Below are 12254 nucleotides of genomic sequence, written 5' to 3' on the forward strand. Positions count from 1 at the left end.
AGGGCGCGGCCCATGAAGATCGGCCGCGTCACCGACGACACCCTCGCGCTCTTCGCCCGCGTCTGGCGCGAGCAGATCAGCCGCTACCTGCCGCAGATGGCGATGATCCTGGCGCTGGTCGTGGTCATCGCGGCGACGACGAGCTTCTATCCGCTGCTGATCAAGGCGGCCTTCGATGCCTTCGCCGATCCGCTGGCCGCCGAATCGACCGGGTTCGTGCGGCGCATGGAGCGACTGGTCTCCAAGTCGATCAACTACGATATCGGCGTGATCAACGCCGTCGCGACCGTGGTGGTCATCGTGACCGCCATCAAGGGCTTCTCGCTGCTCGCTCAGACGGTGATGACGAATACCGTGGTCAGCCGGATCGAGGCCGACATGCAGACGGAGCTTTACGGCCATCTGATCGATGCCGATCTCGCGCAGCTTCAGAAGGAGAACCCGGCCTCGCTGACGCAGCGCTTCACCACCGATTTCACCTTCGTCAAGGAAGCGCTGACGCGCATCGTCAACATCGCCATCCGCGATGTGGTGACGGCGATCGCGCTGATCGGCGCGCTGTTCTGGATCGACTGGCAGATGACGCTGGTCGTGCTGCTGATCGCGCCCGTGATCGCCCATCCGATCGGCCGGATCGGCAAGAAGCTCCGGCGCATGGCCAATTCCCAGCAGGAGCAGACGGGCATCATGGCGAGCCTCGTCACCGAAAGCCTGCAGGGCGCGCGCGTCGCCAAGACCGATTCGCTCGAGCCCTATCTGAAGCAGCGGGCGGCCAGCGCCTTCGAGACGATCCGGGCGCTCAAGATGAAGGCCGCCAATGCGCGCGGCCGGCTCGATCCGCTGCTGGAGGTCGGGGGCGGCATGGCGGTCGCGGGCGTGCTCGCCGCGATCGGCGTGCGCATCACCTCGGGCTCGTCCACCGTGGGCGATTTCACCGGTTATGTCTCGGCGCTGCTGCTTGCGGCCCAGCCGATGCGCTCGCTCGGCAATCTCAACGCCATCGTGCAGGAGGCCGGCGCCTCGCTGAAGCGCTATTACGCGCTGCTCGACGAGAAACCCCAGATCCTCGACCGGCCGGGCGCGAAGCCGCTGGCGGTCTCCTCCGGCGGCATCGCCTTCCGGCATCTGCGCTTTCGCTATCGCGAGGATCAGCGCGCGCTGGAAGGAATCGACCTCGTGGCGCAGGGCGGCAAGACCACGGCGCTGGTCGGGCGTTCGGGCTCCGGCAAGTCGACGCTGCTCGCGCTGGTGCCGCGCCTCTACGATCCGACCGGGGGGCGTATCGAGATCGACGGGCAGGATCTGCGCGATGTGAGCTTGAAGAGCCTGCGCCACCAGATCGGCGTCGTCAGCCAGGATGTCGTGCTCTTCGACGATACGGTGCGGGCCAATATCGCCTTCGGACGGCCGGGCGCGAGCGAGGCCGAGATCGTCGCGGCGGCGCAGGCTGCGGCGGCGCATGACTTCATCACGGCGATGCCGGGCGGCTACGACGCCTCCGTCGGCGAGCGCGGCCACAAGCTTTCCGGTGGCGAGCGCCAGCGCATCGCGATTGCCCGCGCGATCCTGAAGGACGCGCCGATCCTCCTGCTCGACGAGGCGACGAGCGCGCTCGACACCGAATCGGAGCGCCTCGTCCAGCAGGCGCTGGCGCGGCTGATGAAGGGGCGCACGACCCTGGTCATCGCGCATCGGCTCTCGACCATCCGCGAGGCCGACCTGATCGTGGTGATGGACGAGGGCAGGATCGTCGAGACCGGCAGCCATGACGCTTTGCTGGCGCGCGACGGCGCCTATGCCCGGCTGCACCGGATGCAGTTCGTCGAGGGCTAAGGCTAAAACCTGCTGATGATACGCGGAACCACGGGGTCATCGTGGGTCAAGCCCGGGATGACGGCGTTTGTCCGTGACAATGCTGCCCTACCGGCAGAAATCGGCGCAGCCGGCTTCCCAGAATGCTTTGCCGGATTCAAGCGGCGGGATCGAGGGCCGCGGCTTGCGGCCGGGCAGGTCGTCGGGGAGAGGCTTCACCAGCTCCCACCAGCCATGGGCGCATTGCGAGCGGAAGGCCATCTGGTCGGAGATCGAGGTACCCTCCTTCTCCAGCACGATGTCGAGCGCGGCGCAGGTCTCGCGCAGCCGCTCGTCATGGGCGTCGCTCGGGTCGTTGGCGTAATCGTGGAAGGCCTCGGTGAAGGCTTCCATCTCTCGGGCGATGTGCGGCCAGTCGCTGCGAGCGAGGTTCCAGGCGTCCATCCACTCGCGCACCACGGTTTCGACGGCTTCCGCTTTCGGTTTGTGCTTCACCTTGCGGGCGGTGGTCAGCATGTGGCGCATCAGTTCGGCGCGGGCATGGGCATGGCGCGCCCGGAGCGCGGTTTCCTGCATCCGCGCGATGGCGTCCGCCGCCTCCTGCTGCAACGCTTCGACGAAATGCGGCATGGAGCGATCCTTCAGGGCAGGGTGGCGAGGCGTTCGATCATCCGCTCGAACAGCTCATGGGCCTTCACGGCCGAGACGACATGGGCGTTGGGCGCGCGCTTGAGCCGGCCGTTCCAGTCGATGGTGGTGCGGCCGCGCAAGGGGCCGTCGCCGGTCTCGACCGCGACGAAACAGTCGCGACCTTCGAAGAGTTCCGACCAGAGCAGGAAGGCGATGACGCAGGGGTCGTGCATCGGGTGGCCGTCGCTGCCGAGTCCGCCGGGGCGCGGGCGGGTCAGCATGCCCGAGACGGCTTTGCCGGCGGCGTTGCCGCACGCGCCGATGCGGGCGATCTGGTCGTGGCTGGCGATGGCCTGCAAGGTGACGCCGAGGCCGAACATCACGATCGGCCGGCCGCAACCGAAGACGATTGCCGCCGCATGCGGATCGACATGAACGTTGAATTCGGCGGCAGGCGTGATGTTGCCGAGGCCGATCGCGCCGCCCATCAGCACGATGCGCCTGACCTTGGGCAGGATGTCCGGCGCGAGCCGAAAGGCCAGCGCCAGATTGGTCAGCGGCCCGAGCGGGCAAAGCGTGACGCCATCTTCGGGAGCCGCGCGGCAGAGATCGATGATCGCCTGGACGGCATGGCCCGGCGCGGCCTCGCTGGCAGGGGCGGGAAGGTCTGCTCCCGCCAAGCCGTCCGGGCCGCAGACGAATTCGGCGGTTTCGAGCGGGAAGACGAGCGGTCCCTCGGCGCCGCGATAGACCGGGATGTCGCCGCGCTGGCCGAGGTCGCGGATGCGCAGCGCGTTCGTGGTGGTCTGCGCCACCGGGACATTGCCGGCGACGGTGGTGATCGCCTTGAGGTCGATTTCGCCCGGGCTGGCGAAAGCGAGCAGCAGGGCAACGGCGTCGTCCTGCCCCGGATCGGTGTCGATGATGATCGCTTCGGGCATTTTGTCAGGCCGCCTTGGCGTTGCCGGACATGATCATATGGGCGATATCGTCGGCGGTGAGGTCGCCGAGCGGCCGGTCCACATATTTGCGGCCTGCGCCCATGATGACGACGCGGTCGGCCAGCGCCACCACGTCGCGCATGTTGTGGCTGATCAGGATGACGGTGCGCCCGTCGGCCTTGAGCTTGCGGATGAGGTCGAGGACGAGGGCGCTTTCCTTGACGCCGAGCGCCGCCGTCGGCTCGTCCATGATGATGATCTCGGCGTTCCAGCGCAGCGCGCGCGAGATCGCCACCGCCTGGCGCTGGCCGCCGGAGAGACGCTCCACGGGCCTCGTCATGTCGGTGACGGCGGCCGAGAGCTGCGACAGATAGCGGCGCGATTCCGCGATCATCCTCTTCTTGTCGAGCACGCGCAGGAAGGGCAGCAGCACGGGCTTCGTCAGCTCCGAGCCCATGAAGACGTTCTGGGCGATGGAGAGGCGCGGGGCCAGCGCGAGATCCTGGTAGATCGTTGCGACGCCATGGCTAAGCGCGTCGTGCGGCGAGCCGAAGACGACAGGCTTTCCACGCATGCTGATGGTGCCGCTGCTCGCCTCCTCGGCGCCGGAGATCACCTTGATCAGGCTCGACTTGCCGGCGCCGTTGTCGCCGCAGAGCGCCACGACCTCGCCGGGGAAGATGTCGAGATCGACCTCGCGCACGGCAACGACGGCGCCGTAGCTCTTGCCGATGCCGCGCAGGGAGAGGAGGGGGGTGGGTTCGGTCATGGCGTTTAACCAGCTTGCTATGCACCAGCGGCCGGGTGCGGCCTGCCCCCTCTCCCCTTGCGGGAGAGGGTTGGGGTGAGGGGTCGCGCGACGCTGCTCGCTAGCGACTTAATGCGGTGCGCCCCCTCATCCGTCTCGGCTTCGCCGAGCCACTTTCTCCCGCAGGGGGAGAAGGAATAGAGCATCACTTCTTCAGGAACTGCTGGACGTTGTTCTTGTCGACGAGCACGGCGTCCATGAAGAGATAGGGGCCGCTGGCGACGGTCTCCTTCGGCCTCTTCTCGACGACGATGGTCTGGATTGCGTCGACCGCCTTCTTGCCCATCTCCTCGAAAGGCACGGCGACGGTCGCCATGAAGGTCGAGCTGGGGTCGGCGATGCGCTCATAGCTCTCCTGGCCGCCATCGACCGAGACGAGCGGGATCTGGCCCTTCTTGATCCCCTGGGCCTGCAGCAGGTCGTCGATGATGTAGGCCTGCCCGTCGAAGGAGGCCCAGATGCCGTTGACCTTGCCCTGGTTCTGCAGGAGCAGCGCCTGCATGCCGGAGCGGACATCGTCGCGCCAGCTCTGGGTGCGGCCCATCGAGAATTTGCCGAGCTCCTTCACCGCCTGGTTCTCGGAGAGCACGGCGTCGAGGATCTTGCCGCGGATGCGCGAGGCAACGTTGAGGTCGAAGCGCGAGGTCAGGATGTTGCCCTGATAACCGAGCTGGCCGAGCAGGTAGAGCGCGGCATCGGCGCCGATCTTGTACTCGTTCGACTGGATGTCGAAGAGCGCATGCGGGCTCGACCCCGATTGCACGGTGATGACCGGGATGCCGGCATCCTTGGCCGCCTTGAACTGGGCGTCGGCCTCGACCGGCTTGCCCATGGCGATGATGATGGCGTCGACCTTCTTGGCGATCAGCGCGTCGAACTGCTCGGCGTGCTTGGGCAGCGCGCCCTCCGAATTCAGCAGCGTGACGTTCCAGCCCTTGGCCTTGGCGGCTGCAGCCGCCGCGTTGGCGACGCGGGCATGCGTCTCCGACGAGAACTGGAAGCCGATGACGCCGAGCTCGAAGGCGCCAGCGGATTGGCCGAGCGCCAGGAGCGCGGCCGCCGCGACCAGCATTTTGCGCAAACCGAACATGTGAACTCCCCTCTTTCTGTTTCTTTGAGCGCAGATTCTGAATGTCAGACCTTGAACGCCACCTTCCGGATCGCGCTGGCCGAGAAGGCGACGGAGCCGATCATGATCGCGCCGAGCATGATGTCCTGAACGTAATAGGCGGCGCCGAGCAGCACCAAGCCATTGCCGAGCACCTTGAGCACGAGCGCCGCGAAGACCGTGCCCGGCACGTTGGGCTTGCCGGGCTCGAACATGGTCATGCCGAGCAGCACGGCGGCGATGGCATAGAGCAGGTAGTCGCCCGCCATGTTCGGCGCGGCCGAGGACAGGTTGGCGGCGAGCAGCACCGCCATGATGCCGGCGAAGACGCCGGCGAGCAGGAGGCCGATGCGCTTCATCCGCGCGGTCGCGATGCCGGCGAGCCGCGCTGCCTCGTCCGCCTCGCCGGTCGCGACCATATGGGCGCCGGTGCGGGTCCATTTGACCAGCCCCCAGGCGAAGAGCGTGGCGCCCGCCAGCCAGAGCACGAGATTGGGAATGCCGAAGCTGGTGCCGCGCGCCAGCCCAGTGAACTGGATCGGCCAGCGGCCGGTGAAGGCGACGCCCTGCGTGATCATGAAGGCGCAGCCCCGCGCGATGGCGCCGGTGCTCAGCGTCATGATCAGGGAGGGGATGCGCAGCCGCGTCACCCCGAAGCCATTGAGCGTGCCGAAGACCACGCCGACTGCCAGCGCCGTCGCCACCGCTGCGGCCGGAGGATACTGGAGCTTGATCAGCCAGCCGCAGACCACCGCGGCAAGGCTCGCGACCTCGGCGACGGAGAGATCGAGCTCAGCCACGATGAAGGCAAGCGTGAAACCCAGCGCCAGGATGGCGAGGAAGCTCGTATCCTTCAGCACGTTGATGATATTGGTCGCCGTAGCGAAATTCGGCGCGAAGATCAGGAAGAACAGGATCAGCGCCAGCCCGGCGAGCGCCGTGCCGTAGCGGCCGATCAATTCGCGCAGGTGGACGCCGCCCATCCGGTTCAGGCTCCCTTCGCGATGGTCGAGATCGGCGACAGGATCTCGATGCCGCCGGTGATCGGGATGAGCGCGCCGGTGACGAAGGCGGCGCCGTCCGAAAGCAGGAAAGCGATCACGTTGGCGACATCCTCGGGCCGTCCCAGTCTTCCCAGCGGCGTCCGCTGCGCCGCGCCCTCGACCAGCGCGTTGAACTGCTGAGCGAATCCGTTGCGCACCATTGGCGTATCGATGATGCCCGGCGCAACCGCATTCACGCGGATTCCATGCGGCCCGAGCTGCTGGGCCATGCCGTAGGTGAGGGTCGCGACGCCGCCCTTGGCCGAGCCATAGGCGAGATTGGCGCCGCCATTGCTGTGGGCGATCGAGGAGATGTGGACGATCGAACCGCCCTCGCCCTGATCGATCATCTGGCGGGCGGCGGCTTTCGAGATGCGGAAGACGGCCGAAAGGTTGATGTCGACGAGCCTGTCCCACTCGTCATCCTCCATCTCGACCAGCGGCACGGGGCGCGAGGCGCCGGCGCCGGTCACGAGATGGTCGAGCCGGCCGAAGCGCGTGGCGGCGAGATCGATCGCCGCCTGCGCGAAGTCGCGCTCGCGGACATCGCCGGCCAGCGTTTGCGCTTCGCCGCCTGCGGCCGTGATGTCGGCGGAGAGCACATCGAGCCCGGCCTGATCGAGCCCGCAGAGCAGGAGGCGGTGGCCGGCAGCCGCGAGCGTCGTGGCGAGGACCGAGCCGATGCCGCCGGAGGCGCCGGTGATGAGCGTGACGGGCTTGGTCGTGGTGGGCCTGGTCATCTCAGGCCGCCTTGCGGGCTTCATAGGCGCGCACCAGGGCGTGGGCGCGCTTCGGGTCGACCGGATTCAGGGTCTGGCGGTCTTTCTTGATCGAGGTGCCGATGATGAAGATGTCGGCGACCTCCGAGAGCCGGGCGATATTCTCCTCGGCGACGCCGGTACCGACCGCGACGGGGGTATCCGGGACCTGCTTCGCAACCCGCTCGATCACCGAGATGTCCGCCTCCTTGCCGGCGGCCGGGCCGCCGACGCAGACGACATCCGCGAGCCCGATGAAGACCGCGCCCGAGGCATGCTGCTCGACGGGGCGCGTGTCGAGATTGATCGAGAAGCCGGGCGTGACGTTGCAGATGATGCGGATGTTCTCCGCGCCGAGATTGGCGCGCAGGCGCAAGGCGCGGGCGCCGTCCGGCGTCATCATGCCGATATCGCCGGCGAGCAGCCCGGTCAGGAAGGCGCGCACGAAGCGCCCGCCCGTGGCATGGGCGACGGCGATGGAGGCGGGCGGGTCGATCAGCATGTTGACGCCGTGCGGCAGCTTCGTCTGCGCCTGGCATTCGGCGATCACCTCGGTCATCGCCGCGACGACCTCGACCGGCATGTTGGCCTCATAGGGCATGTCGGATTCATTGGTGTAGAGCAAAGCGTGGAAGCCGGCCTCCTCCAGGATCCGGGCCTCTTCCTTCGCCTGCTTGACGATCTTCCGCATGCCGCCGCTGCGGTCGTAGAGCGGCGTGCCGGGCAGGGCGAGCGTATGGACGCAGCCGACCAGCAGATGGTCGCGGCCATATTCGGTCTGGACGAGGGTCTTCATGGCGTCGGGTCCTTACGGAGACGATGGCGTGGCATGGATGCCGGGCAGGCTGCCGGCGCTGCGCGAGAGCCCGGCGAGATCGGCCGAGATCGGCGCGAGCGCGACCTCGGCCCGGCGGAAGACGGCAAACAGGGCGTCATAGGCTTCGCGACGAGCCGGATCAGGTTCGTAGCGCCGGGCGGGGGTGACGAGCGCCTCCTGCGCCGCCGCGAGCGAGGGGAAGCGGCCGAGCCCCGTCCAGGCGATGATGGCGGCGCCGAGCAGGCCGGGTTCCTTCGCGGCACCGACCACGACCGGGCGATTGCAGAGATCGGCCTTGATCTGCGCCCAGACCGGGTTGGAAGCGGCACCGCCGCCGAATCGGATCTCGCCGACCGGGGCGCCGAGCGCGGCCTCGGCCCGTTCCAGCACGATGCGGTTGAGGCAGGCGACACCTTCCAGAACGGCAAAAGCGAGATCTGTCGCGCCATGCTGGCGGCCAAGTCCGAGGAAGGCGCCGCGCAAGGCCGGGTTCCAATAAGGCACGCGCTCGCCCTGGAGATAGGGCAGGAAGACCAATGGCTGCGGATGGCGCCGCCCGGCGAGCAGCTTGCCGATGCCGTCGCCGACATCCGCGAAGCCGCGCTCCGTGCCGCCGAGCAGGGACACTAGCCAGGCGGCGGTGTCGGCGCCGTTCTGGCTGGGACCGCCGAGCTGCCAGAGTCCGCGCCAGTCGACCGTCAGCAGGCCCTCAGTGGCAGCGGCCTGCTCGCCGACGACGCCGAGGACTTCGGTGGTGCCGGAGATGTTGTAGGCGAAGCCGGGCCGCATCGCGCCCAGCCCGGTCACGGCGACCCAGGTATCGCTGGACGAGCAGAAGACCGGCACACCCGCCAATCGCCCGAGCGCGCCGGGCAGACCCGGCTGGACCGGCCCAAGCACCTCGCAAGGTTCCAGTGCCGGTGGAATGATCGAAGGCTTCAGGCCGAGGGCCGAGAGCGCGTCGCCATCTCCCGCCACCTCGGTGCAGGCCATCAGCCGCGCCATCGAGACGGGGTCGCCCGCCTGCCGGCCGGTGAGGCGGAAATTCAGCCAGTCCTTCGGCTCCAGCACGCTGGCCAGCGCCCGGAAGCTCGCTTCCTCCTCCTCGGCCAGCCAGGCGAGGCGCGCCAGCGGATGGAAGGCATTGATGCGTTCGGCTTCGGGATGGGCGCCAAGCCGGTCGCGCAGGCGGGCGGCGGCCGCTTCCGAACGGGTGTCCTTCCAGGTGATCGCCGGCCTGAGCTGGCGCCCGTCGCGGCCGAGAAAGACCTGCGTGCGGGTGACGCCGCAGATGGCGATGCCTTCGATCGCGCCGAACAGTTCGGGCTCGGCCTCCGCGAGCTTGGCGGCCGCTTCACAAAGAATCGTCCACCAGGCTTCGGCATCGACTTCAGACCAGCCCATGCGGTCGATCAGCGTCGGGCCGATGATGACGCTTTCGGCGCGTGTGCGCCCTTGCGCGTCGACAAGCGCGGCGCGGAAGCTGGTGCCGCCGAGATCGCAGGCGAGGACCACGCTCATGGAGTGACGCTCCCGACCTGCCGGCGGATGGTGAAGCGGTAGATGTCGCCGCGGATCAGGTTGTCGCTGACCTCGATCACGCCGCCGACCGCGTCGCGGGCGATGCGCTGCGAGCGGAAGATCGCGGTGCCCGAGGGGATGCCGAGATGGCCGGCGTCTTCGGACTCGGCCGCGAGCGGTTCCAGCGTCTCCTCGACGGTCGCGACATGGATGCCGCGGCATTCGGCGAGGTAGCGGTAGAGCGAGGCATCCATCAACTCATCCGGTCTCACCGAGCCGAGCACGCCGGCGCCGAGGCGCGAGCGTTGCAGCACGGCCGGCTGGTCGTCGAGGCTACGCAGGCGCAGCAGGTCGACGATACCGTCGCGGGCGATGTCGGCGCCGAACAAGGTGAACTCGGCCGGCGTCGCCGCGCGGGTGGCGAGAGCGAGCACCCGCGTCTTCGGCACGCGGCCGGCCATCCGGGCCTCGCTATGGAAGTCGACGATGCTGCCGAGATGTTTTGTGATGTGGCGCGGCCGGTAGAAGGTGCCCTTGCCCTGCCGGCGTTCGATCAGCCCCTGGTCCTGCAACTGCTTCAGTGCGGCACGGATCGTGGTGCGGCTCGCGCCGTAGCGTTCGCAAAGCTCGTGCTCGGAGGGGATTGCCCGAGAAACGTCGCCCCCGGCCGCAAGGCCGAGTTCGAGACTATGGGCGATCTCCTGATAACGGATCATGCGGCATTCCCGGCGGGATGCCGTATAGGAAGATACAAATCAGATACAAGTCAAGCGGTGCGGCGCGCCGCCTGCAAGATTTCGTCGACGAGCCGCTGCGAGGCCAAGGCCTCCTCGCCGGAGACGGCGGGATCGCGGCCTTGTTCGATCGCGTCGAGGAAGTCGGCGATGACGGCGCGGTGGGCGTCGTGCGGGAAATCCATGATGTTGGCGCCGCTGCCGGTCGAGCCCTCGGCCTCGACCACCTCCTCGCGCCCGTCGAGGAAGGCGAGGCGAAGCCGTCCGCCGATCAGAGAGGCGAAGCCCTTCGTGCCGGTGATCTCGATGCGCTCAGGATAGCCTGGATAGGCGGCGGTGGTGGTGACGAGGGTCGCGGGGGCGCCGTTGCCGGTTTCGAGCAGAGCGGAGACGTAGTCTTCCGTTTCCATGCGATGGATGGCGGTGGTGCGCGCCTGCGCCGCCACGACCTTGGAGACGCCGACGAGGGAGCGGAACAGATCGAGCGAATGGATCGCCTGGGTCAGCAGCACGCCGCCGCCGTCGCGGGCCAGCGTGCCGCGGCCCGGCTCGTCGTAATAGCTCTGCGGACGCCACCAGGGCACGGTCAGGAACGCGGCCTCGATGCTGCCGAGTTCGCCGGAATCGAGCGCAGCCTTGAGGCGCAGGCTCGCCGGCCGGAAGCGATGCTGCAGCGTGACGCCGAAGGTTTTCCCGGTGCGGCGGGCGGTGTCGACGAGGCGCTGGCCGCGCTCGCTGGTCAGCTCCAGAGGCTTTTCGACCAGAACATGTTTGCCGGCTTCAAGGCAGAGGGCGGAGACGTCGAGATGGCTCGAGGGCGGCGTGAGCACGATGGCGGCGTCGACGGTGGGGTCCGCCAGCACGGCATCGAGATCGGTCGTGGTCGGAAACGGAAATTGTTGCGCATAGGCCTTGGCACGGTCCGGCGTGCGGCTGACCGCCCAGCGCACTTCGGCACGGCCGGCCAGATCGACGAGGCTCTTCGAGTGCGGCAGGGAGGCGGGCCCGAGCCCGATCACGGCGATGCCGAGCTTGCGTGTCATGGCGTTTCCTCAGGATCGCGCTTCAGGCCGCACCGGCAGCCGGGCCGCCTTCGCCTGCGCCTCCAGGGCGAGGCGGCAGACGGTGAAGGTGTGGCGCTGGCTCACGGCCGTCTCGCTGCGGGCGCCGATATCCACGATCAGGTCGCGAAAATAGGTCAGCGGCTCGCGCGAGGCATCGATATGGCGGGTGCCGGCCTTGTCGACGAGGAAGACATGGTCGGTGCCCGGCCGGCCGGCGATGTCGACATATTTGCGCAATTCGATGGTGCCCTCGGTGCCGAGGATGGTGAGGCGCCCGTCGCCCCAAGTGGGCAGGCCGTCAGCGGTGAACCAGTCGACGCGGATATAGCCGCCGGCCTTGTCGCTGCGCAGCAGGATCTCGCCGAAATCCTCGAAATCGGGGACGTCCGGCCCACCGAAATGGCCGATGCCGGAGGCGACGATTGCCGCATCGTCCGAGCCGGTGAAGTGCAGGAACTGGTCGATCTGATGCGAGGCGATATCGGTCAGGATGCCGCCATAATGGCGCTTGTCGAAGAACCAGCCCGGCCGGATCGCCCGGTTGAAGCGATGCGGCCCGAGGCCGAGCGTCTGGACGACGCGGCCGATCGCGCCGTCGGCAATCAGTTTGCCGGCTATAATCGTTGCGGGAACGATGAAGCGCTCGGAGAAGCAGACCGAGAAGATGCGCCCGGTCTCCGCTGCCGCCTGCTCGACCGCGGCGAGCTGGTCGAAATCGGTGACGCCGGGCTTGTCGACCATGACGTCCTTGCCCGCCCGCATCGCGCGGATGGCGATGGCGGCGCGCTCAGCAGGGATGGCGGCGCAGAGGATGAGATCGATCGCGGGATCGTCGATCAGCCGGTCCGCGCTCACCTCTGGCAGGGTCGGGAAGCGCTCGCGGAAACCGTCGAGCACCCGCTCGTCACTGGTCGCGGGATCGAAGCCGACGCAGGTCGCGCCGGCTGCGAGGAGACCACCGACCATATGGTAGATATGGCGGTGGTCGAGGCCGATGGCGGCGAAGCGCATGCCGGAT

Annotated in this window: 12 protein-coding genes; 1 reads left to right on the forward strand and 11 read right to left on the reverse strand. The window is 68.0% G+C overall.

Features of this window, described 5'->3' with window-relative positions; translation table 11 throughout:
• The first annotated feature begins 12 nt into the window (after positions 1-12).
• Entirely contained in the window at positions 13-1833 is a 1821-nt protein-coding gene (locus GGC47_RS21125) for an ABC transporter ATP-binding protein (protein ID WP_038362772.1), read from the forward strand.
• An 87-nt stretch (positions 1834-1920) separates the two neighbouring features.
• Here GGC47_RS21125 and GGC47_RS21130 read toward each other — a convergent pair whose 3' ends face one another.
• The 11 genes from GGC47_RS21130 to GGC47_RS21180 form a co-directional block, all read right to left on the reverse strand.
• Positions 1921-2442: a hypothetical protein gene (locus GGC47_RS21130; protein ID WP_142022775.1), complete on the reverse strand. Its 522-nt coding sequence runs from the start codon at positions 2440-2442 to the stop codon at positions 1921-1923.
• 11 nt (positions 2443-2453) lie between these two features.
• Entirely contained in the window at positions 2454-3383 is a 930-nt protein-coding gene (locus tag GGC47_RS21135) for a nucleoside hydrolase (protein ID WP_142022776.1), read from the reverse strand.
• A gap of 4 nt (positions 3384-3387) precedes the next feature.
• Positions 3388-4152 carry an ATP-binding cassette domain-containing protein gene (locus tag GGC47_RS21140; protein WP_142022777.1) on the reverse strand — a complete coding sequence of 255 codons (765 nt, stop codon included), beginning with the start codon at positions 4150-4152 and terminating at the stop codon, positions 3388-3390.
• Positions 4153-4336: 184 nt separating this feature from the next.
• A complete protein-coding gene (locus GGC47_RS21145) occupies positions 4337-5281 on the reverse strand; it encodes a sugar ABC transporter substrate-binding protein (protein ID WP_142022778.1) in 945 nt (314 codons plus the stop codon).
• Positions 5282-5325: 44 nt separating this feature from the next.
• Positions 5326-6282, reverse strand: a complete 957-nt coding sequence (locus tag GGC47_RS21150; protein ID WP_210245687.1) for an ABC transporter permease — start codon at positions 6280-6282, stop codon at positions 5326-5328.
• 5 nt (positions 6283-6287) lie between these two features.
• Positions 6288-7082: an SDR family NAD(P)-dependent oxidoreductase gene (locus GGC47_RS21155; RefSeq protein ID WP_185748009.1), complete on the reverse strand. Its 795-nt coding sequence runs from the start codon at positions 7080-7082 to the stop codon at positions 6288-6290.
• Position 7083: 1 nt separating this feature from the next.
• Entirely contained in the window at positions 7084-7896 is an 813-nt protein-coding gene (locus GGC47_RS21160; protein WP_038362777.1) for a BtpA/SgcQ family protein, read from the reverse strand.
• A gap of 12 nt (positions 7897-7908) precedes the next feature.
• Positions 7909-9438 (reverse strand): xylulokinase, encoded by a 1530-nt coding sequence (locus GGC47_RS21165; RefSeq protein WP_142022780.1) that lies wholly within the window; start codon positions 9436-9438, stop codon positions 7909-7911.
• Complete coding sequence (locus tag GGC47_RS21170; RefSeq protein WP_142022781.1) at positions 9435-10154, reverse strand: GntR family transcriptional regulator; 720 nt, start codon at positions 10152-10154, stop codon at positions 9435-9437. The genes GGC47_RS21165 and GGC47_RS21170 overlap by 4 nt, the downstream gene beginning before the upstream one ends.
• Before the next feature lie 50 nt (positions 10155-10204).
• Entirely contained in the window at positions 10205-11215 is a 1011-nt protein-coding gene (locus GGC47_RS21175) for a Gfo/Idh/MocA family protein (protein ID WP_370955609.1), read from the reverse strand.
• A gap of 9 nt (positions 11216-11224) precedes the next feature.
• On the reverse strand, positions 11225-12247 hold the full coding sequence (locus tag GGC47_RS21180) for a Gfo/Idh/MocA family protein (RefSeq protein ID WP_142022783.1): 1023 nt from the start codon (positions 12245-12247) through the stop codon (positions 11225-11227).
• Positions 12248-12254: the final 7 nt, after the last annotated feature.

This window comes from Allobosea sp. OAE752, from assembly GCF_050433265.1.
GTDB lineage: Bacteria > Pseudomonadota > Alphaproteobacteria > Rhizobiales > Beijerinckiaceae > Allobosea > Allobosea spartocytisi.

Coding starts and splice junctions, on each gene's coding strand:
- GGC47_RS21125 (WP_038362772.1), top strand. CDS start 13: ATGAAGATCGGCCGCGTCACCGACGACACCCTCGCGCTCTTCGCCCGC.
- GGC47_RS21130 (WP_142022775.1), bottom strand. CDS start 2,442: ATGCCGCATTTCGTCGAAGCGTTGCAGCAGGAGGCGGCGGACGCCATC.
- GGC47_RS21135 (WP_142022776.1), bottom strand. CDS start 3,383: ATGCCCGAAGCGATCATCATCGACACCGATCCGGGGCAGGACGACGCC.
- GGC47_RS21140 (WP_142022777.1), bottom strand. CDS start 4,152: ATGACCGAACCCACCCCCCTCCTCTCCCTGCGCGGCATCGGCAAGAGC.
- GGC47_RS21145 (WP_142022778.1), bottom strand. CDS start 5,281: ATGTTCGGTTTGCGCAAAATGCTGGTCGCGGCGGCCGCGCTCCTGGCG.
- GGC47_RS21150 (WP_210245687.1), bottom strand. CDS start 6,282: ATGGGCGGCGTCCACCTGCGCGAATTGATCGGCCGCTACGGCACGGCG.
- GGC47_RS21155 (WP_185748009.1), bottom strand. CDS start 7,082: ATGACCAGGCCCACCACGACCAAGCCCGTCACGCTCATCACCGGCGCC.
- GGC47_RS21160 (WP_038362777.1), bottom strand. CDS start 7,896: ATGAAGACCCTCGTCCAGACCGAATATGGCCGCGACCATCTGCTGGTC.
- GGC47_RS21165 (WP_142022780.1), bottom strand. CDS start 9,438: ATGAGCGTGGTCCTCGCCTGCGATCTCGGCGGCACCAGCTTCCGCGCC.
- GGC47_RS21170 (WP_142022781.1), bottom strand. CDS start 10,154: ATGATCCGTTATCAGGAGATCGCCCATAGTCTCGAACTCGGCCTTGCG.
- GGC47_RS21175 (WP_370955609.1), bottom strand. CDS start 11,215: ATGACACGCAAGCTCGGCATCGCCGTGATCGGGCTCGGGCCCGCCTCC.
- GGC47_RS21180 (WP_142022783.1), bottom strand. CDS start 12,247: ATGCGCTTCGCCGCCATCGGCCTCGACCACCGCCATATCTACCATATG.